Source organism: Rhodococcus sp. IEGM 1381 (genome assembly GCF_030056795.1).
In the GTDB taxonomy this organism is placed as follows: domain Bacteria; phylum Actinomycetota; class Actinomycetes; order Mycobacteriales; family Mycobacteriaceae; genus Rhodococcoides.
This window is the reverse complement of record NZ_JASHKQ010000008.1, coordinates 12820-32799: the sequence shown is the minus strand read 5'-3', so window position 1 is coordinate 32799 and position 19980 is coordinate 12820. Positions and strand designations below refer to the sequence as shown.

General features: G+C 64.0%; 23 protein-coding genes and 4 tRNA genes. 4 read left to right on the top strand and 23 right to left on the bottom strand.

From position 1 onward, the window contains the following. Positions 1–10: 10 nt before the first annotated feature. Genes QM797_RS17675 through QM797_RS17665 form a run of 3 tightly spaced genes read right to left on the bottom strand, consistent with a single transcriptional unit; the run spans position 11 to position 2173 of the window. Positions 11–736, bottom strand: coding sequence for a phosphatidylserine decarboxylase (locus QM797_RS17675; RefSeq protein ID WP_283276977.1), 726 nt, complete (start codon positions 734–736; stop codon positions 11–13). After that, positions 736–933 carry a serine/threonine protein phosphatase gene (locus tag QM797_RS17670; RefSeq protein WP_283276976.1) on the bottom strand — a complete coding sequence of 66 codons (198 nt, stop codon included), beginning with the start codon at positions 931–933 and terminating at the stop codon, positions 736–738. Before QM797_RS17670 ends, QM797_RS17675 begins: the two co-directional genes overlap by 1 nt. 1 nt (position 934) lies before the next feature. Next, a complete protein-coding gene (locus QM797_RS17665) occupies positions 935–2173 on the bottom strand; it encodes an SDR family oxidoreductase (RefSeq protein WP_283276975.1) in 1239 nt (412 codons plus the stop codon). 239 nt (positions 2174–2412) lie between these two features. Here QM797_RS17665 and QM797_RS17660 point away from each other — a divergent pair, with 239 nt between their 5' ends. Both QM797_RS17660 and QM797_RS17655 read left to right on the top strand, forming a co-directional pair. Next, a complete protein-coding gene (locus QM797_RS17660; protein WP_283276974.1) occupies positions 2413–4359 on the top strand; it encodes a CocE/NonD family hydrolase in 1947 nt (648 codons plus the stop codon). 10 nt (positions 4360–4369) lie between these two features. Further along, positions 4370–5281, top strand: a complete 912-nt coding sequence (locus QM797_RS17655) for an alpha/beta fold hydrolase (RefSeq protein WP_283276973.1) — start codon at positions 4370–4372, stop codon at positions 5279–5281. A 71-nt stretch (positions 5282–5352) separates the two neighbouring features. On the opposite strand, the gene rplA is transcribed toward QM797_RS17655, so the two are convergent. The 11 genes from rplA to QM797_RS17600 all read right to left on the bottom strand — a co-directional run bounded on the left by rplA (position 5353) and on the right by QM797_RS17600 (position 10054). Next, the gene (gene rplA / locus QM797_RS17650) at positions 5353–6072 is read right to left on the bottom strand and encodes a 50S ribosomal protein L1 (RefSeq protein WP_283276972.1); all 720 of its coding nucleotides are present in this window, start codon (positions 6070–6072) and stop codon (positions 5353–5355) included. Between the two features lie 75 nt (positions 6073–6147). Next, positions 6148–6582 carry a 50S ribosomal protein L11 gene (rplK, locus tag QM797_RS17645; RefSeq protein WP_075839252.1) on the bottom strand — a complete coding sequence of 145 codons (435 nt, stop codon included), beginning with the start codon at positions 6580–6582 and terminating at the stop codon, positions 6148–6150. 65 nt (positions 6583–6647) lie between these two features. Continuing rightward, positions 6648–7484: a transcription termination/antitermination protein NusG gene (gene nusG / locus QM797_RS17640; protein ID WP_283276971.1), complete on the bottom strand. Its 837-nt coding sequence runs from the start codon at positions 7482–7484 to the stop codon at positions 6648–6650. 60 nt (positions 7485–7544) lie between these two features. Next, positions 7545–8012: a preprotein translocase subunit SecE gene (gene secE, locus QM797_RS17635; RefSeq protein ID WP_283276970.1), complete on the bottom strand. Its 468-nt coding sequence runs from the start codon at positions 8010–8012 to the stop codon at positions 7545–7547. 30 nt (positions 8013–8042) lie between these two features. Beyond that, positions 8043–8115 (bottom strand) — tRNA-Trp (locus QM797_RS17630). Positions 8116–8303: 188 nt separating this feature from the next. Continuing rightward, a complete protein-coding gene (hadB, locus tag QM797_RS17625) occupies positions 8304–8729 on the bottom strand; it encodes a (3R)-hydroxyacyl-ACP dehydratase subunit HadB (RefSeq protein ID WP_283276969.1) in 426 nt (141 codons plus the stop codon). After that, a complete protein-coding gene (hadA, locus tag QM797_RS17620) occupies positions 8716–9228 on the bottom strand; it encodes a (3R)-hydroxyacyl-ACP dehydratase subunit HadA (RefSeq protein WP_283277101.1) in 513 nt (170 codons plus the stop codon). Before hadA ends, hadB begins: the two co-directional genes overlap by 14 nt. Positions 9229–9367: 139 nt before the next feature. Then, positions 9368–9535 (bottom strand): 50S ribosomal protein L33, encoded by a 168-nt coding sequence (rpmG, locus tag QM797_RS17615; protein WP_027498281.1) that lies wholly within the window; start codon positions 9533–9535, stop codon positions 9368–9370. Between the two features lie 81 nt (positions 9536–9616). Continuing rightward, a tRNA-Met gene (locus tag QM797_RS17610) sits at positions 9617–9689 on the bottom strand. A gap of 62 nt (positions 9690–9751) precedes the next feature. Further along, positions 9752–9824, bottom strand: a tRNA-Thr gene (locus QM797_RS17605). 147 nt (positions 9825–9971) lie between these two features. Continuing rightward, positions 9972–10054, bottom strand: a tRNA-Tyr gene (locus QM797_RS17600). A 175-nt stretch (positions 10055–10229) separates the two neighbouring features. Here QM797_RS17600 and QM797_RS17595 point away from each other — a divergent pair. After that, positions 10230–10730, top strand: a complete 501-nt coding sequence (locus tag QM797_RS17595; RefSeq protein WP_283276968.1) for a YajQ family cyclic di-GMP-binding protein — start codon at positions 10230–10232, stop codon at positions 10728–10730. Positions 10731–10801: 71 nt separating this feature from the next. Here QM797_RS17595 and htpX read toward each other — a convergent pair whose 3' ends face one another. The 8 genes from htpX to QM797_RS17555 all read right to left on the bottom strand — a co-directional run bounded on the left by htpX (position 10802) and on the right by QM797_RS17555 (position 17871). Next, the gene (gene htpX, locus QM797_RS17590) at positions 10802–11671 is read right to left on the bottom strand and encodes a zinc metalloprotease HtpX (RefSeq protein WP_283276967.1); all 870 of its coding nucleotides are present in this window, start codon (positions 11669–11671) and stop codon (positions 10802–10804) included. A gap of 74 nt (positions 11672–11745) precedes the next feature. Then, positions 11746–12765 (bottom strand): polyprenyl synthetase family protein, encoded by a 1020-nt coding sequence (locus QM797_RS17585; protein WP_283276966.1) that lies wholly within the window; start codon positions 12763–12765, stop codon positions 11746–11748. 126 nt (positions 12766–12891) lie between these two features. Then, entirely contained in the window at positions 12892–13749 is an 858-nt protein-coding gene (locus tag QM797_RS17580; protein ID WP_283276965.1) for a MurR/RpiR family transcriptional regulator, read from the bottom strand. A gap of 7 nt (positions 13750–13756) precedes the next feature. Beyond that, positions 13757–14593: a phosphonate ABC transporter, permease protein PhnE gene (gene phnE / locus QM797_RS17575; RefSeq protein ID WP_283276964.1), complete on the bottom strand. Its 837-nt coding sequence runs from the start codon at positions 14591–14593 to the stop codon at positions 13757–13759. Further along, on the bottom strand, positions 14590–15327 hold the full coding sequence (gene phnE, locus QM797_RS17570) for a phosphonate ABC transporter, permease protein PhnE (protein ID WP_283276963.1): 738 nt from the start codon (positions 15325–15327) through the stop codon (positions 14590–14592). The genes phnE (QM797_RS17575) and phnE (QM797_RS17570) overlap by 4 nt, the downstream gene beginning before the upstream one ends. A 53-nt stretch (positions 15328–15380) precedes the next feature. Next, positions 15381–16169: a phosphonate ABC transporter ATP-binding protein gene (phnC, locus tag QM797_RS17565; RefSeq protein WP_283276962.1), complete on the bottom strand. Its 789-nt coding sequence runs from the start codon at positions 16167–16169 to the stop codon at positions 15381–15383. A 5-nt stretch (positions 16170–16174) separates the two neighbouring features. Continuing rightward, positions 16175–17188, bottom strand: coding sequence for a phosphate/phosphite/phosphonate ABC transporter substrate-binding protein (gene phnD, locus QM797_RS17560; protein ID WP_283276960.1), 1014 nt, complete (start codon positions 17186–17188; stop codon positions 16175–16177). Continuing rightward, positions 17185–17871, bottom strand: coding sequence for an HAD family hydrolase (locus QM797_RS17555; protein ID WP_283276959.1), 687 nt, complete (start codon positions 17869–17871; stop codon positions 17185–17187). The genes phnD and QM797_RS17555 overlap by 4 nt, the downstream gene beginning before the upstream one ends. Positions 17872–17997: 126 nt before the next feature. Here QM797_RS17555 and QM797_RS17550 point away from each other — a divergent pair, with 126 nt between their 5' ends. Further along, positions 17998–19245 (top strand): geranylgeranyl reductase family protein, encoded by a 1248-nt coding sequence (locus QM797_RS17550; protein WP_283276958.1) that lies wholly within the window; start codon positions 17998–18000, stop codon positions 19243–19245. A gap of 38 nt (positions 19246–19283) precedes the next feature. On the opposite strand, the gene QM797_RS17545 is transcribed toward QM797_RS17550, so the two are convergent. Next, positions 19284–19979 (bottom strand): demethylmenaquinone methyltransferase, encoded by a 696-nt coding sequence (locus tag QM797_RS17545; protein WP_283276957.1) that lies wholly within the window; start codon positions 19977–19979, stop codon positions 19284–19286. Between the last annotated feature and the right edge of the window lies 1 nt (position 19980).

Below are 19980 nucleotides of genomic sequence, written 5' to 3'. Positions count from 1 at the left end.
TCCCTCTTCGTTATCGTTGACTGCCGTTGACTGGGATCGGCGAACGGGCCACTGTCGTCTCCCCGGCGAACACGTATTTCCCTGGCCGAACGCTGATCTCATCGACGAGTGAGTCCGGCACGAACACGTCGCACTGCGACCCGAACCGGATCATCCCGTACTGCTCGCCGCGTTCGACGCTGTCACCGACGGCGACGTGCGCGACGATGCGGTCGACCCACAGATCCGCAATCTGCGTCACCGTGACAACGGCACCGGACTCGTGCTCGATCGAGATGGTGAGCCGCTCGTTGGTGAGCAGATAGTCGCAGCCCTCGTCGTAGGGAGTGCGTCGGGTCAACAGGTTCGCGCCGACCCTGGCCATCGACTTGTTGAACGGTGCGGCGGACCGGTGGCGACGCATGCCGACGGTGCCCGACACCGGAATTCGATTGCGGTGCACCGAGTATTCGGACATGTAGATGCCGATCAGGTAACCGCTGTCGGTCGAGCTGACTCCCGCGATCTCGTCGAGGACGATCGTCCGCCCCTTCTTGACGGCGAACGCGGTACTGCCCGCCTCCACGCGTTTGACGTACGTGACGAACCCGTCGGCCGGGGCTAGTACCGCCCGCGGATCGGCAGGCGGTACTCGGTGCGGATCGCGGAAGAAGAACCGAGTCCGCCAGTACACGAACAACGCGAACGGAGCTGCCAGCACCGCACCGAGGCCGACTGCCCACCGAACCCACGACATCAGCTGTGCCGCTGTTCGTCGACGCTCTCCGACCACGTCACGAAGGCATCGGCTGCCCGATTCCGCAGCGAGCCGGGCAGCAGCCCGATCAGCCCGCACACCACGTAGAAGCCCAGCGAGAGAACGCCGTTGGTCACCTCGCGGCCGATGGGTACGTCTCGCAGGCGTACCGACGTTGGCTCGAATCCGTCCGCCACGTCAGTTGGCGGCAGTGGGCGTGAGCGTCTTGAGCTGAGCCTTGTCGAAGTAGAGCTCGAACAGCCGGCGGTGATCGCACCAGGAGATGTCGTGGTCGACAGGCAGAATCGCCTCGGGCTTGTGCACCAGTCGCATCAGCTTGTCGATGTTGTCGGCCAGCATCGTCTCGGCGAAACGAGGCGAGATGCGCACACTGACACGCTCCTTGAATTCCTCCCAGCTCACCAGGTCGAGGCCGAGGAGCTCGGCGTAGAGGTCATGGCCGTAGCCGGTCGGATTGCTCGGCAACATCCGCGTCAGAGGATGACTCCGCAGCGCATTGCTCGCCATGACGTCGCACATCACGTCGACCGGAACGTAGTTCATTCCCGGCCCGTCCCAGATGGCACCGGCGGCGATCGCCAGTTCGATGATGCGCCAGAAGCTGTAGACCCGACCCGGATCACGCCCCAGTTCGGTGCTGCCGAGGATGTAGGGAGCCTCGCACAGGGTGACCGAGTAGGTGTCCGACATCGACAGCCATCCGAGCAGCGTCGCGTTGACCCACTTCATCTGCGCGTACCCGGAGTACCACCACGAATCGGCGCGGCGGAAGTCCTCCGGCTTCTGGTAGAGGTGAGCGCCGATGCTGCCGACATAGGTCAGGTGCTTGCGGGTGGAAGTGATGCTGAATTCGAGGATGCGCAGCACGCTCACGAACCAGTCGTCGCGCAGATCGGCGTAGCTCTCCGTGTAATCGGTCGAGCTGGCGCAGTTGAAAATCTGCCCCGCTCCGGCAGCCAGCTCGTAGTAGGCCGCCTTGTCGAGACCGAAACGGAACTTCGTCGGAGTGCCCTCGACGATGCGGATCTTGTCGGCATCCACGGTGATCTCGTACAGATCGAACGTGCGCTGCAGACGCTCGAGTGCCGATTCCTCTTCGGTGGGACGCACCATTGCATAGACGACCTCGACAGCGGCATCACGAGTGAGACGGCCGATCAGGTGCGCACCGAGAAAGCCGTTGGCTCCCAGCACGAGCGCGGTGTCGGTGCGTGGTGGCGCCATTTCGGCCACGCGCCGACGAGTGTCCTCGTCGATGAACGGACGCAGCGCGGTCGGATCACCGTTGCTCACAGCGACGACGTCGGCGTACTTCCCGGCGAAGCGGAGCCCCGGGCATTCGTTGGTGATCAGCGCATCCGCATGCGGCCATAGCGGTCGAAGCGATCCGTCCCCGAACAGTGCCTCTAAATTCATGTGTGCTCCCCTGCAGCAAATAGCTCGAATCAACCTGACGTCGAGGAAGACGCTAGCAACGGGGTCGGTGGCGAAATACGTGGTTTCGAGAATCTCTGGTAGGACCCACAGCGACACTCAACCGCCGTTGAGAACACTCCCAATAGATGTAGTCCGATCGACCGACCGACCCGGCGGGATCACGGGTGATTTCCATTCCGCATGACAAACGGGGCCCTTCGACGGTCTAATCGTTTCCCATGACGGCAGTACAGCCACACCCCCTCCTGCAACCCGTACGCGATCCGAGCGGCGGCGACGCAGCGGCGGCATGGGCGGCCATCGTGCGCGAGCAACCGCGCTACCCGCGGGTGTCCGTCACGGCGAACGTGCGCATTCCGATGAGCGACGGAACGGCATTGCGCGCTTATGTCTTTCGCCCCGCGGACGCGTCGGGACGGGCGGTGGAGGGCACGTTTCCCACCGTCCTGAACCTCACGCCGTACAACAAGCTGCTGATCAAGGGCATCGACACCGTCCTCGAGACCCCGGTCCTCGGCCGTGCGATCAGAGCGTTCTCGTCCGCATTCGACCTGACCGGAACCAGATTCGACGGCATCACCGAGATCACCCGAGTGGTGGCGGGCGGGGCGGCCGACCTGCTCTCGGTCAACCGTCATCTCGTGCGCAGCGGGTACGTGCAGATGATCGTCGACGTCCGCGGCACCGGCAGCTCCTCGGGCACCTGGGACGTGCTGGGCCCCCGAGAACAGCTCGACTCGCTCGAGGTGATCGAGTGGGCCCGACGCAGGCAGTGGTGCAACGGCAGGATCGGGATGGCCGGAATCTCGTACTCCGCCATCAACGCCCTGCAGGCCGCAGCCAAGCAGCCTGCCGGCCTCGACGCGGTGTTCGCGGTCGAAGGGTCGGTGGACATCGTGCGCGAGATCTTCGCCACCGGAGGTGCCACCTCGGCGTTCATTCCGCTGTGGCTCGCGGCCGTCAACGGGCTCAAATGGGCGCCTGCGGTCGGCGGAATCGACACGCTCGACTGGCTCCGCGATCGCGCTCGATCCCCGGCGACAAATCTGCTCGATCTGGCCAAAGGCTTTGTCACAGGTAGAGATCCGCGAATCTACGACAACGAGTACTACGAAACCATCGATGCCGTCATCGAAGACATCTCGGCACCGACATTTCTGTACGGCTGCTGGCACGACATCTTCGGCGGCTCCGCACCGGACATCTACAATCGGCTCGCTCTCGAACGCGGATTCAAGCAGCTGCTCGTCGGCGACGGATACCACGGAAACCCGGGAATCGGCTTCGGCGAACCGGGCTTCCCGCCTCGCCTGGACGTGCTCGAACGGGCCTGGTTCGACAAGTGGCTGCGCGACGTGGACAACGGAATCGAGAACTACGGTCCCGTCACCCTGCGTCAGCAGGGTGGCAATTGGACTGCGCACGGGCGCTTTCCAGCTCCCATGGCGCAGCCCCGGAGACTCTACCTGTCGGCTGCGCCCTCGGGCACCGCAGCCCATGCCGTCGCCGACGGCAGCCTCACCACCGCACCCGCCACAGACCGCGATGTCCTGACGGTGCGGCCCTCGTTGCGGGCCGTCGTCTCGCGTGACACCACCCAGGTGCTCGCCGGCGTGACGGCCGTGTTGGGCGGTGGATTCACCTACGACAACCGATTCGCCGAAGGTGCCGCAGTTACCTTCACCACCGGTCCGGCCGAGTCGGACGCCGTTCTGTCCGGTCCGATGAATCTGCACCTGCGCGTGGTCTGCCACGCGCGGGAAGCGCTGTGGGCCATCATGATCTGCGACGTCGCTCCGGACGGGACTTCGACGGTGCTCAGCAACGGCGCACTTCTCGCCTCGCGCCGAGCCGTGGACGACGAGCGTTCGTTGTTCGCCCCGAACGGCGACTACACCCGGCCGTACCACCCGCTCACCGAAGCGGCGCTGCTCCCGGTGCCCGTCGGCAAACCCATGGTTCTCGACATAGACATCCTCACCACCGAGGCCGTCATCGCGACTGGCCACCGACTCCGAGTCGACGTATTCGCTACCGACACACCACGGTTCATCCCGATCTTGCCGGATCTACTGCGTACTCGGCTGCGCAAACAGGACATCAGCATCGACCCGGAGAGCCCGAGCTACCTGGTGGTGCCGATACTCGGCGAGCCGGGCTGGTAGGAACGACATCATGAGAATCGAACAAGGCATCGCGCCGGCGAACTCCGTCGAGATCGCGTACGAAGACATGGGTTCGGTCGATGATCCCGCGGTCCTGCTGATCATGGGCCTGTCCGCGCAATTGACGTTGTGGCCCATGGATTTCTGTACCCGCCTCGTCGATGCGGGATACCGAGTGATCCGGATCGACAACCGCGACATCGGACTGTCCACGAAGATGACCGGGCAGAAGGTGCGGGGATCGACGATCCTTCGAATGATCCGACACGAGCTCGGGATGTCCTCGGACGTTCCGTACACGATCGTCGACATGGCCTCCGACGCCGTCGGAGTACTCGATCACCTCGGCATCGATACCGTGCACGTCGTCGGTGCGTCGATGGGCGGGATGATCACTCAGGTCTTCGCCGGTAGCTACCCCGAACGAACCGAATCGGTGGGCATTCTCTTCTCGAGCACCAACGAGCCGTTCCTGCCTCCGCCGGACCCACGCGCCCTGCTGCCCCTGCTCGGTGGCGTCGGGAAGGACGCCACGAGAGAGGAGATCATCGCGCATTCGGCGAAGACGCTGTCAACCATCGGCTCCCCCGGCTTCCGCACTCCACTCGAGGAGCAACTCGAAATCGCGCAGGTGATGTACGAGCGGAACTACAACCCGTCCGGCGTCGTGCGTCAGATGGCTGCGATCACCGGCACCGGAAACTTGCGGCCCTACGCGAAGAAGATCACCGCACCGACCACGGTCATTCACGGCACCGCCGACAGACTGGTCCGACCGTCCTGTGGCAAGGCCATCGCCCGCGCCGTCCCGGGTGCCGAGCTCACGCTGATCGACGGCATGGCACACGACTTACCCGCAGCGTTGCTCGACCGCATCAGCGGCATCATCCTGGCCAACTTCGCTCGCGCGAACGCGGCCTAGATTTTCGCCAGGACCACACGACGAAGGCCGGCCTCCCGCAGGGAGACCGGCCTTCGTTCGGAGCTGTCGAATTACGCGTTCGCGTCGTCCTCGAGGAGGTTGCGCGTACGGTTCGGATCGACCTGGACGCCGGGTCCAGTGGTGGTCGAGACGGTGACCTTCTTGACGTAACGACCCTTGGCCGACGACGGCTTTGCACGCAGGATCTCGTCCAGCGCTGCGCCGTAGTTCTCCACCAGCTTGGTCTCGTCGAACGAGGCCTTACCGATGACGAAGTGCAGGTTGGCCTGCTTGTCGACGCGAAAGTTGATCTTGCCGCCCTTGATGTCGTTGACAGCCTTGGTCACGTCGTTGGTGACCGTGCCCGTCTTCGGGTTCGGCATCAGGCCACGCGGTCCGAGGACACGGGCGATACGGCCGACCTTGGCCATCTGATCCGGGGTGGCGATCGCCGCGTCGAAGTCCAGGAATCCGCCCTGGATGCGCTCGATCAGATCTTCTGCGCCGACGACGTCGGCTCCTGCTGCCTCGGCCTCTGCGGCCTTCTCACCAGCGGCGAAAACAATAACCCGAGCGGTCTTGCCGGTGCCGTGGGGAAGGTTGACGGTGCCGCGCACCATCTGATCGGCCTTGCGGGGATCGACGCCGAGTCGCACTGCAACCTCGACGGTGGGGTCGAACTTGCTCGACGCGGTCTCCTTGGCCAGCTTTGCGGCTTCGAGAGGCGAGTAGAGGTTGTCCTGGTCGATCTTGGCGGCGTGTTCGAGATATGCCTTGCTGCGCTTTGCCATGTCTTGCTGTCCTTCGTTCGAGTTCAGTGTGGTTGACGAGCCTGGCCGGCTCTCCCACGTGTATTTCTGGGTAAATCAGCCTTCGACGGTGATGCCCATCGAGCGAGCAGTGCCGGCGATGATCTTCGCGGCCTGATCGATGTCGTTGGCGTTGAGGTCCTCGGCCTTGGTCTTGGCGATCTCGCGCACCTGATCCATGGTCACCTTGGCGACCTTGGTCTTGTGCGGCTCGCCGGAGCCCTTTGCCACGCCTGCAGCCTTGAGCAGCAGCTTGGCAGCGGGAGGAGTCTTGAGCTTGAAGTCGAACGTGCGGTCTTCGTAGACCGAGATCTCGACCGGCACGACGTTGCCGCGCTGCGACTCGGTCGCGGCGTTGTACGCCTTGCAGAACTCCATGATGTTGACGCCGTGCTGGCCCAATGCGGGGCCGACGGGCGGTGCCGGGTTGGCGGCACCGGCCTGGATCTGAAGCTTGATGATCCCGGCTAGCTTCTTCTTCTTCGGGGGCATTTCTTTTTCCTTGTATTCGCTCGGGTTTTCTTGCGGTTGCTACTGCAAGTCTGTGCGCGCGGCTTCTAGATCTTGGAGACCTGGGTGAAGCCGAGCTCGACCGGGGTTTCACGGCCGAAGATCGATACCAACACCTTGAGCTTCTGCTGCTCTGCGTTGACCTCGCTGATGCTGGCGGGGAGAGTCGCGAACGGGCCGTCCATGACGGTGACCGACTCGCCGACCTCGAAGTCGACCTCGATGGTCGGCTTCGACGTGGTGTCGCCGCTCTGGTCGCCTGCGCCTGCGGTCGCTTTCGCGTCCTTCTTGGCGCCTTCCTGCGGCATGAGGAACTTGACGACCTCGTTGATGGTCAACGGTGACGGACGTGACGTGGCGCCGACGAATCCGGTAACGCCGGGGGTGTTGCGCACCGCGCCCCAGGACTCGTCGTTGAGTTCCATGCGGACCAGGATGTAGCCGGGCAGAACCTTGCGGTTGACCTGCTTGCGCTGACCGTTCTTGATCTCGGTGACCTCTTCGGTGGGGACTTCCACCTGGAAGATGTAGTCGCCGACGTCGAGGTTCTGAACACGGGTCTCGAGGTTGGCCTTGACCTTGTTCTCGTATCCGGCGTACGAGTGAATGACGTACCAGTCGCCGGGCGCGCGACGCAGAGCCGCCTTCATCTCGGCGACGGGATCCTCGGGCTCTGCCGTGACGTCGGCGTCAGCTGCGGCATCGGCCACCTCGTCGCCTTCGGCGGGAACGTCGTCCCCGGCGGCAGCGGCGACATCGGCCTTGATTGCTTCGTCGGTCTCGCGGTCCTGAGCGGCCTGCTCCGCTTCGAGGCCCTGCTTGGTCGCCTCGACATCGGCGTCGAATGCGGCCACTTCGGTGGCGTCGTTGTGCGGCGTGCTCACGTCAGCACCCTTTCTCTAGTTTCCTGCTCGGTTCGATCGTCGAAATGTCAGCCGTGTCGGTCAGCCGAACAGCCAGCCGACGCCCTTGAGGAACAACACGTCGAGACCGCTGATGTACGCGACCATGAACGCCAGGAAGACGAGCACGACGGTGGTGTAGGTGACCATCTGCTTCTTGTTCGGCCAGATGACCTTGCGCAGTTCGGCAACGACTTCGCGGAAGAACTGGAGCAGCCGCAGAAAAACGTTGGGCCGTTTGTCTGCCTTGGTCTTGCCCGAACGTGCTTTGCCGGACTTGGCATTCGCCGGCGGGGTCGGGGCCTTCGTCATAGACACACCCGCGGCACCGCTGCGTGACCTGCTCGACGATCGTTTACCGGTGGGCACAACTGCCTCCGCAGCAGATTCACCGGCGGACGTGTCAGTGTCGGAGAGACGGCCCTCGGAGCCAGGTACGACGTCGTCTGGGGCCGAAGAGTCCTCGAACTCCCCCGATCGACCGTCGCGCTTACCGCGCTCCTCGCTCACGTCGTTCCTCTCAGTTGCTGACACCTTGGGCAGGGGCGACAGGACTTGAACCTGCAACCTACGGTTTTGGAGACCGTTGCTCTACCAATTGAGCTACGCCCCTTCGGCCGAATCTTCTCGGCCGCTCTGGTGTCCATCCGACTCCTGCGAGCCACCCACACAACCTCAGGAAGAGGACGCGGGCAGCGCAGAGCGCCGGATTACCCCAGAAATCTCAGTGTACTGCACACCCTTCGGAACAGATAAATCCCGTCGTCACGCCCACGAACCTCCGCGGCCGGATCGACATGCTCAGGCCAAACGTACCGTTGCGGTCGCTCGCCCGAAAATCTTCTTGCCCGCGGACTTCGCGACGATGGCAACGGTCGCAGTTCGCGCTTCGGCGTCCATCGATTTGATCTTGCCGGTGAACTCGACCTGCGCTGCGGAATCTGCCGAGACATACACCGGGTTGGAGAAGCGCACGTTGTATTCGGTGACCGCACCCGGATCGCCGAGCCACGAAGTGACGACGCCTGCGCCGAGACCCATCGTGAGCATGCCGTGCGCGATCACGTTGTCCAGTCCGGCCAGTTCGACTACCTCGTCGCTCCAGTGGATCGGGTTGGGATCGCCGGATACGCCCGCATAATTCACCAGGTCGCCACGGGTCAGAGACACGATGCGCTCGGGTAGCTCTTCGCCGACGGACACGTCGTCGAAGTTACGAAGCGCCATGCCTGATCACTTCCTTGACCGCGTGCGCGATGTTCTCGTCGATCTCGCCACCGGTACGAGCCACAATGGTCGTCCACGTGGTTTGCACGAGGTCACCATTCTGATCGGTGATGATGTTCTTGGTGGTCATGATGTCGCTGCCGCTCATCTGCCGGAACGACTCGAGATAGACGTCGCAGAAGATCCGGTCGCCGACCTGGATCGGGCGATGGAATTCCAGCCGCTGATCGGTCTGCAGGATCTGGCTGGGGTCGTAACCGGTGATGAACTCTTGCAACATCCGGGTCTGCGACATGATGCCGAGCAGCGAAATGAAGGTCAAGGGCGCGAGGAGACCATCGTAACCGAGGCCCTTCGCTGCGTCCTCGTCGTGGTGCGCGGGATGAGAATCTTGGACGGCACGCGCATACTCACGAATCTTCTCGCGGCCGACCTCGTAGAAGTCGTCGACGCGAAAATGAGAACCGACCATGGACGCCGCGTGTGCGGATGCATCCATGGCCGGGACGTCATGTGGAGCTTGTGACACGGTGGAGACCTTTTCTACCCTGGACGCAAGAGCCGTTAGGGAAAGAAAATGCGACCTAACGCCGGGCGCCGATTAGAGATCGGAACTGCGAACCAGCGAGCCGTGCAATCTAGCGAGATTCGCGGTGAGCCCGGTGTGTTCCGCAGTTGGAGCAGAACTTCTTCAGCTCGATACGGTCGGGATCGTTCCGACGGTTCTTCTTGGTGATGTAGTTGCGGTGCTTGCAAACCTCGCAGGCCAAGGTGATCTTGGGCCGCACATCGGTGGAGGAGGCCACTGGACGCCTACTTTCGGGTAAATCTGATCTGGGTCAATCAGGACTGTTCATGGGTGCTACTGGTCGTGCTTGCTTACTGTGTAGCGGTGACCGGACTTGAACCGGCGACGCAACGATTATGAGTCGTTTGCTCTACCAACTGAGCTACACCGCCTCAGGTGCTCATCGTCTACCATCCCACGTAAGGAACGCGACGTCGAGCAATCCAATCCAGCGAGCCCCCTAACGGAATCGAACCGTTGACCTTTTCCTTACCATGGAAACGCTCTACCGACTGAGCTAAGGGGGCGGGATCAGTTCACGTTGCCGTGCGCTGAAGCCTTCAAGAGGTTACACATTCGGAGCGCCCAGTACCAAATTACGTGGTCAGCGACCCTTCCATGTCCTCTTCACATGGAAACCCCAGCGAGAGAAACACTCGCCGGGGTTCCAGGTGTGGCAGATGTAGGATTCGAACCTACGTAGGCATAAGCCGACGGATTTACAGTCCGCTCCCATTGGCCGCTCGGGCAATCTGCCGTGCTGCGATCGAAGCTCGTCCTGCTCTTCGGCGCGGTGAGAAGAATACAACGAACGTCCCCCCGGAACGCAAACCGGGTGGATACGGTCGGTAGCGGGCCGATAAAGTCCCTGCAGGATGTGGGCCACACCATCGCCACATCAAATATTTCGATTCGACTGGAGAGTGTGAGAAGTGGCTGATTCGTCCTTCGACGTAGTGAGCAAAGTCGACCGCCAGGAAGTGGACAACGCTCTGGGACAAGCCGCGAAGGAGCTGGCGACCCGCTTCGACTTCCGTGGATCCGACACCAGCATCGAATGGTCCGGCAGCGGCGAGGCCGAGACCATCGTCATCACGTCCGAATCCGAGGAGAAGGTCAAAGCCGCCCTGGACGTGTTCAAGGAAAAACTGATTCGACGCGACGTCTCGCTCAAGTCCTTCGAGGCCAACGACCCGGCCGCATCCGGCAAGGTCTACAAGGTGACCGGCAAGCTCGTGCAGGGCATCAGCACCGAGAACGCCAAGAAGATCTCGAAGAAGATCCGCGACGACGGACCCAAGGGTGTCAAAGCGCAGATCCAGGGCGACGAGCTGCGCGTGAGCAGCAAGAAGCGCGACGACCTCCAGGCCATCCAGCAGTTGCTCAAGAACGAGGATTTCGGCATCGCACTGCAGTTCGTCAACTACCGGTAGAGCAGCTGCGCTGCACGTGAGCGGAAGTTCGTAGTGGGCTACGAAGTTCCGTTCACATGCGGCGCAGCCGCTCAATAGGGCCGGTGGCCGGCCATCCGTTCGAGTCGCTCGATGCGGTCGGCCATCGGCGGGTGGGTGGCAAAGAGCGCGCCGGCCTTGTCGCCGATTCGGAACGGATTGGCGATCATCAGATGTGACTCCGCCGCCAGCCGCGGCTCGGGCGGCAGCGGTGCCAGCTGCACACCTTGCTCGAGCTTGCGGAGCGCCGACGCGAGCGCCAGCGGATCACCGGTCAATTCGGCTCCCGACTGGTCGGCCTGGTACTCACGCGAGCGAGAGACCGCGAGGCGAACCAGGCTGGCCGCAATGGGCCCCAGCATCGACACCAGCAGCAGCGCGAGCGGGTTCGCTCCCCCGTTGCCGCGTCCGCCGAACACGTTGGCGAAGAAGGCCAGGTTCGCCAGACCCGAGATGACCGAAGCCATCGCACCGGCAACCGACGAGATCAGTATGTCGCGGTTGTAGACGTGCGACAGCTCGTGGCCGAGCACGGCGCGCAGTTCCCGCTCGTCGAGGATCCGCAGGATGCCTTCGGTGCAGCACACGGCCGCGTTACGCGGGTTTCGCCCGGTGGCGAAAGCGTTGGGATTGTTGGTGGGGCTCACGTACAACGCGGGCATCGGTTGATGAGCGGCCGTAGCCAACTCGTGGACGATCCGATACATCGCCGGCTGCTCCAGCTCGGTCACCGGCACCGCGTGCATCGACCGCAAGGCCATCTTCGCGCTGTTGAAATACGCATAGCCGTTCACGCCGACGGCCAAGACGACGGAGCCGATCAGGATGGTCGCGTTACCGAACAGCGAGCCGATGAAGACGATGAGTGCGGACATTCCGACCAGCAGGCCGAAAGTCTTCGCGCCGTTCGCGTAACCGTTCATCTTTGGGGTGCCTCCTCGTACCGGGTATCGCTACCCGATCAACGAACACACCCCGAGCAGCAGTTCCCCGGTCGTCAGCCCACGCGTTCGACGGTGTAGTCCACCAACCGTCCGAGTGCATCGTTGGCCGGTCCCTGCGGCAGCTGCGCGAGCTCTGCATGGGCCCGAGCTGCGTACTCCCCGAGCGTCTTCTTGGCCGAGACCATTCCTGGCGAGCGCTGCAACAGCTCGAGGGCCTCTGTGACCAGGGCGTCCTCGGTGACCGGGCCGGCCAGGATCTCGCGCAGCCGGTCGCCGTCGGCACCTTCCTCGCGCAGCGCGAAGAGCACCGGGAGAGTGTGTACGCCCTCCCTCAGGTCGGTGCCGGGGGTCTTGCCGGACTGCTCGGTGGCCGAGGAGATGTCGATGATGTCGTCGGAGATCTGAAAAGCGGTTCCGACGGCGTCACCGAGGCGCTCGAGGCGTCCCACGTGCTCGGCGTCGCCGCCACTGAACGTTCCGCCGAACCGTCCGCACGACGCAATCAACGAACCGGTCTTCTCCCACACGACCTTCAGGTAGTGCGCGACGGGATCCTCGGTGCCCTTGGCTCCGATCGTCTCGCGCATCTGCCCCGTGACCAGCTCGGCGAACGTCTCGGCAATGATGCGCACGGCGTCGGGACCGAGGGTGGACACCAGCCGCGACGCGTGCGCGAACAGGTAGTCGCCCGCGAGAATCGCCACACTGTTGCCCCAGCGTGAGTTCGCGCTCTCCGCACCTCGGCGCATCGAGGCCTCGTCCATGACGTCGTCGTGATAGAGCGTCGCGAGATGAACCAGTTCGACGACCGTGGCGGCGGTGACGATCGCCGGATCGGTCGGTGACGGTCCCAGCTGGCCGGTGAGCACCGTGAACAGAGGCCGGAATCGCTTTCCGCCGGCCTTGGCCAGGTGCAGCGCGGCCTCGGTCAGGAAGTCTTCTCCATCGGAGAGTTCGCTGATCATCAGCTCTTCGACGCGTGCGAGGCCGTCGGCGACGGATCGCGCGAGTTCCGGGTCACCCAGGTCGACTCCGGCAACGACCGTTGCTATGGCAGCGTCGTCTGTACTCACGATGTTGGTCCCTGTCCTGTCGTCGACGTGCCCGCGGGAGCAGCTTCAGCGCCGCTGCTCGCCTTCTACCGTAGTGAACCTAGCGTGCACACCGGTGCGACGGTGTCACCGACCACAGGTGACGCTTCACTCACCCAGGTTGCCGGAAATGACTTCGAGGGTCGCGGCCATCGCTGCCGACGCCCTGTCCCCCAACGCGTCGGTCAGCGCCGCCATCAGTCCCTCGAGCAGGATCACGTGCGGAATGCGGCTGGTGACAGCGAGTTCACGCTGGAAACTGAGATCTCGCATGCCCACCACCAAGGCTATGTCCGACGCGGCCGCCAGAGTCGAGCGAGCGAACGAGGTCACCGACACCACGGTGGCCCCTCGCTCCCGCGCGGCCTGAGCGGCCTTGGTCGATGCACTCGTCGCGCCTGACCCGCTGATGATGAGGGCGACGTCATGGTCGGTGAGAAGCCGAACGGCTACCTGTTGGGCGATCGAGTCGGTGGGCGCGTGCGAGCGCAGACCCAGCGAGCGCATCCGGGCATCGGTATCGGCAGCCAAGGCAGCCGAAAGTCCGTTCCCGATGACCACGATGGACTCTGCACCGGCGAGCGCGTCGACGGCGCGCGTGACGTCCTCGGTGGTGAGCAGAGCCGTCATCGCCGCTATGGAGTCACCGACGTGGGCGAACGTCTCGGTCACGATCGCGAACGGGCCGTCTGCCGAGCGCTCCTGGGTGGGTAGCGCGCGTGCCGCGTCACGCGCGAGCAACACCCGCAACTGCTGATACCCGCCGAAACCGAGACTCTGGCAGGTACGCACGACCGAGGCTCGCGATGCGCCTGCCGCGTCGGCGACCTGCTGCGAGGACATCTCGACGATATCGGCGGGACGAGAGAGAAAGACCTCGGCAACGGCCCGCTCGGCCGGCAGCATCGACGGAATGACCGATCTGATGTGCGGGACGACTCCACCCGGCGCGAGATCCATGCTCATATCTTGCTCATACTTTTCTCTGCCGGCCCCAGCGTCCGTCGATGATGCGACGACGCACCCGCCCGGAGATCTGATCGATGATCACGGTAATGACCACAACGACGATCAGCAGCATGCCCACAGCACCCCACTGCCGGTATTGCACGTTGTCGACCAACATGCTGCCGATACCGCCTGCACCGATCAAACCCAGGATGGCCGACGCACGAACATTGATCTCGAAGCGATAGAGCCAGAACGCGAACACCTCGGGGGCGACGTCGGTCCACAGTCCCCACCGCACGATCTGCGCCGTCGAACCTCCTGCAGCCCGGGCCGCTTCGATCGGACCCTTCTCGGCACCTTCGATGGCCTCGTATCCCCATTTGCCGAGGGTGCCCACCGAGCCGATGGCAATGGCGAGCGCTCCGGTGAACGCGGTGAGCCCGGTGACCGACAGGATGAGAATCGCGATGACGACCTCGGGCACCGCCCTGATGACGGCGAACACCACACGCAGCGGCCATCGCAGCCAGAGCGGCCCGATGTTCGCGGCCGCGAGGAAGCTCAACGGAAACGACACGACGATGCCGAGCACCGTTCCGAACCATGCCATCTGGACCGATTCGATGGTGGCCGACACGGCCTTGCCCAGCGCGGATACGTCCGGCGGCACGAACATCAGTCCTGCGTAACGCACCAGGTTCTGCGGGAGATCCAGCAACCTGTCCCAGCGAATCTCGATGCCGTACAACGACAGTGCGAGCAGTGCGACGATTCCGACCCACACGACATTGCGCAGGATGCTCCGCGGCTTCCGCGGCCGAGGCGGGGTGACGCGGGTGGTGCGGTCGATGACGCTCATCCGACCAACTTTCGACGGGCCCAGGACGAGATCAGTTCCAGCGCCAGGACGATGACGAGAATCTCGAGGATGATGAGGCTGAGTTGGTGATACTTGTAGAAGGTGCGGACGTTGTCGATCAGCATGCCGAGGCCTCCTGCGCCGACGAGTCCGATGACCGCCGAGGCGCGGACGTTCAGCTCCAACGTGTAGAGACTCTGCGAGACGAACGCCGGAAAGATCTGCGGCGCAACAGCGCTGCGATCGGCCGCGATCCAGGTGCCCCCGGCAGCGAGGGCCGCTTCCTGCGGACCACGATCGACGGAGTCGAGTGCCTCGGAGACGAGCTTGACGATGATGCCGACGTTGAACACGATCAGCGCCAGAATCCCCGACAACGCTCCGGTGCCGACCACCGCGACCAACACCGCCGCGTACAGCAGATCCGGCACGGCGCGTACGACATTCATGATTCCTCGCACGACCGTCAGCAACGGTCGATTCGGGTTGGTGACATGGGAGGCCGCAAAACTGAGTGGAAAGGAGATCGCGGCTCCGATCGCCGTCGCAATGACGGCCATCTGCAGCGTCTCGAGGATCGCGTCGACGGTCTCGGGGAAGAACCAGTAGTCGGGCTGCATCAGCTGAACGAGCTTGCCGGTCGCGTTGCCCCAGTTGTCGATGATGTCGCCCAGGTCGGCACCGACACCGATTCCGGCCCAGACTGTGATGATCGCGATAACAGCAAGGGCCACAACAGTTTTCCATGCGTATCGAGGTTTCTGCGGCCTCTCCGATACCGAACTCGTCACAGTTCGGCCTTGGCCTCTAGCACGTCCTCGGCGGTCAGCGAGCGGCCGTAGATGCTCTCGAACACCGATTCGTCGGCGTCGCGGCCATGGCCGTCGAACACGACCTTGCCATCGCGCAGTCCGATCAACCGGTCGCCGTAGCGCCTGGCCAAATCGAGGAAGTGCAGGTTGACGACGACGGTGATGCCTAGATCTGCGTTGATGCGCTGCAGATCCCGCATGACGACGTGCGAGGTCGGCGGATCGAGCGAGGCCACCGGTTCGTCCGCGAGGATCACCCGCGGCTGCTGCGCCAATGCCCGTGCGATGGCAACACGTTGCTGTTGCCCACCGGACAGCGACGACGCTTTCTCGTAGGCCTTGCCGACGATCTCGACGCGTTCGAGAGCCTGCATTCCCAATTCGGTGTCCTCGGCCGACCACGCACCGAGCAGCGTTCGCCACATCGGCGAGCTGTGCAGTCGGCCCATCATCACGTTGTTCAACACGCTGGTGCGCTTGGCGAGATTGAAGCCCTGGAAGATCATTCCGATGTCGCCGCGCAGATCCCGTAACCCTTTGCTGCTCAGGTTGTTCACGGCGCGATCACCGACCGTCACGGTGCCGGAGGTGACCGGAACGAGGCCGTTGATGGTGCGAATCAGCGTGGACTTTCCTGCGCCCGACAATCCGACGACGGCAACCATCTGGCCCGCCGAAATCTCCAGCGTCACGCCGTCGAGCGCAGTGTGGCCGCCCGCATAGGTGACCGAGACGTTGTCGAATGCGATGCTGTCGCCGCTCATCTGAATCAGTTCCCCAGGCCGATGGAGTCCGCCTCGGTCTGCGCCTGCTGCAACGCGGCGGGATCGGCCTTGTCGAGCCCGGTGATCTGGTAGATCGCCGTCAGAGCCTCGACGCCTTCGGAGGTGGACGCGTAATCCTCCATCGCGTCCGAGATACGTTGCTGCAGTGCTGGACTCAGCGAACTACTGATCGAGACACCGTCGTTGGGAATCTCGTTGGTCAGCGCGAAGACAACCAGATTCTTCGCCACATCGGGGGTGTCCTGCACGACGGTTTCGCGGGCGTCCCAGAACGACACGCCCACCTCGTCGTCGCCGTTGTTGACCGACAGCACCGCTGCCGGGTGCGAGGTGACCTGCGTCAGGTCGAGGTCGGTGGTCGAGTCGATGCCCACCGCCTTCAGCGCGGCGGAGGGGAAGACGAATCCGGCCGAGGAAGCGGACTGCAGCATGACGGTCTTGGCATCTTTCATCTTGCTCAGCGAGTCGAGTCCTGCTGGGCCCGTGCCACCTTCGGTGCCGTTGCAGTACAGCAGGCCGTTGGCACCGGTGACGGGTGCGTCGTCGCAGTACTTGTCGGGATTGTTGGTGTAGAACTGCGCCGCATACGTGGTCTTGCCCTTGCGCACGGTCTGCAGTGCCGGCTCGGCTCCGTACTTGTTGCAGGCCTGCACCATCTGCAGCGGTGGCAGCATGCCGATCTGGGCCTGGTTCGCACCGATGGCCTCCACCGCCGCCTGGTAGTCCTGGGTGATGACGCCGCGGACGGGGATGCCGAGGCGCTCGGTCAGTGCGTCCTGCAGCGGCTTGACGGTTTCGACGAGCTTGTTGGCATCCCCCGAGGGGACGAGAGCGAGCGTCAGCTCGGACGGGTCGGCTGCATCTGTAGCACTGAACCCGGTGCAGGGCGACGCAGCCGAGGACTCGGTGGTGGACTCGTCGCGGGCACCGCATCCGGCCAACGAGGCGGTGAGCAGTCCGGTGGCAACCACCGCGAGCAAGGGCGTACGAATTCTCATGACTGTCCTTCGTGGGTGAGTGCGAATGCTGCTGGATCGGTGGACCATTCGAGGAGTTCGTCGTACATGGCCGGAAACGTCGAGGCGGAGAACGTCGCCTCGGGCCGAGGATGACCGTGACGGTCGATGTAGGCGGTGACGGCGCCGCGTCGATGCGGCGCGTCGAGATCGTTGCGCCAGATGTCGCCGACGCTGGCCAGTAGGTGCGGTGGCCGCGTGTTGAGTAACGAGTCCACCAGCTCGGGCATTTTCTCGGGCTTACCTGCATCGGTGAACACACGGTCCATGTGCCCCGTCAGACCGAGACGCTCGAGGGTTTCCATCACGCCGTGCTGTGGGGCATTGGTGGCCAGCACGACCTCGGCGGACACACGGCCGAGGAATTCCGCGAGCCCGGCCGGAGCCCACACCTCGAGCTCCCCCGTCGCCAGTCGTTCGCGGGAGTGCGCGTACGCAGCGGCAAGGGTGGCCGCATCGACGCCCATCGACAGGTGCTGGACGGCGGAGTAGCCGTCGAGGTACTCCCCCGCACCGGTCGCCAGGAAAGCCGTCAACCCGGCGCGCAGTGTTTCGGCAGAGGCCGTGTCGAGGTCGTCGGCGACAGCGTCGGCGTAAGCCCGCACGGGGTCGTCGCCGAGGCAAACGGTGCCGTCGAAGTCGAGTAGGAGGATCGGTCGGTGCACGTGAGAGACGCTAGACCCGTCATGAACGATCCGTCCATAGATTCTGAATCTATGAAACAAGCGTTCACACGGCGTTAACCGGAGGCCCTCGACGCACCGTTCGCAGAAATCGGGATACTGGAGTACGTGAGCACTCCCCGCCCGGCCCCACCCACCTCGACCGACGTTCTGGTCGTGGGCGCGGGCCCCGCAGGATCGTCCGCAGCGGCGTGGGCAGCACGATCGGGCCGCGATGTCGTCCTCGTCGACGCAGCCGTCTTCCCTCGGGACAAGACCTGCGGCGATGGCCTGACGCCTCGCGCCGTCGCCGAACTCGATCAGCTCGGCCTGGGCGAGTGGGTGCGCGGTAAAGCACGCAATCGCGGGCTGCGGCTGAGTGGATTCGGTCAGGAACTGCAGCTCGAGTGGCCGAGCAAATCCCTGCCGACCGTCGGAAGTGCCGTACCCCGAACCGAATTGGACGATCGAATTCGCGCGGTTGCCGTCGAATCCGGGGCGGTCATGGCGGAGGGCTCGAAGGCCGTTGCCGTCACCCGCGAGGGCAACTCCGTCCGGTCCGTGACCCTGCAGACCGCAGCAGGAACCCACGAGATCTCCTGCCGCACGCTGATCGTCGCCGACGGCGTCCGCTCCACCCTGGGCAAGCAACTGGGGCGGCAGTGGCATCGGGACACCGCATTCGGCGTCGCGGCTCGCGCATACATCACCTCGGGACGCAGCGACGACGAGTGGATCAGCTCGCACCTCGAATTGCGCGACGCCGCAGGCACTCTGCAGCCCGGTTACGGCTGGGTCTTCCCGCTGAACGACGGGAACATCAACATCGGCGTCGGCACACTGGCCACCGCCAAGAAACCGGCACCGGGCGCGTTGCGCCCGTTGCTCGACCTCTACACCCAGCAGCGACGTCCGGAATGGGCGTTGACAGGCGAATTGCGTGCGGTGGCGTCTGCGCTGCTGCCGATGGGCGGCGCAGTCTCGGGAGTCGCGGGTACCAACTGGGCCATCATCGGCGATGCCGCAGCGTGTGTGAACCCACTCAACGGCGAGGGCATCGACTACGGACTCGAGGGCGGCCGCATGGTCGTCGGCCTGCTCGATCACCCCGACCTCACCGACGCCTGGCCCAACCTCCTGCGCGAGCACTACGGACAGGCATTCTCCATTGCACGACGCCTCGCGGGGCTACTCACCGTGCCGAGGTTCCTGCCCGCAGCGGGACCGGTGGGAATGCGCTCGCGGGCCCTGATGAAAGTTGCCGTCCGATGCATGGGCAACCTGATCACCGAAGCCGACAGCGACCTCGTCGCCCGCACCTGGCGGGCATCGGGAACCGGTTCACTGAAAATCGATTCCCGGCCGCCGTTTTCGTGAACCGCTCTACGGTCGAATTGCTCTACGGTCGAACTGCTCTACGGTCGAACTGCTTTGTGCAGCGCCACGATTCCACCGGTGAGGTTGCGCCACTGCACGTCGGTCCAGCCGGCGTCGGCGATGCGCTGGGCCAACTGTTCCTGCGTGGGCCACGCGCGGATGGACTCGGCGAGGTAGACGTAGGCATCGGGGTTACTGCTCACGGCGCTCGCAACTTTGGGCAGCGCCTTCATCAGGTACTCCATGTACACGGTGCGGAACGGGCCGAAGACCGGGGTGGAGAACTCCGAGACGACCAGCCTGCCACCGGGCTTGGTGACGCGGGCGATCTCGCGCAGTCCGGCGTCGAAATCCGAGACGTTGCGGAGGCCGAACGAGATGGTGGCGGCGTCGAAGCTGGCGTCGGCGTAGGGCAGTGCCATCGCGTCGCCCGCGACCATCGGAACTCCGCGTTGCAGGCCGGCCTGCAACATGCCCTTGGAGAAGTCGGTGGCCACACACCAGGCTCCGCTACGGCCGAGTTCGACGGTCGAAACGCCAGTGCCTGCGGCGAGGTCGAGTACCCGCTCGCCGGGTTCGAGAGCCAACGCTCGACGCGTCAACTTGCGCCAACTACGGTCCTGCCCGAACGAGAGAACCGTGTTGGTGATGTCGTACCGCCGGGCGACGCCGTCGAACATCGACGCCACCTCGTGGGGCTCTTTTGCCAGGGTTGCGCGCGATGTCTGGGCCACG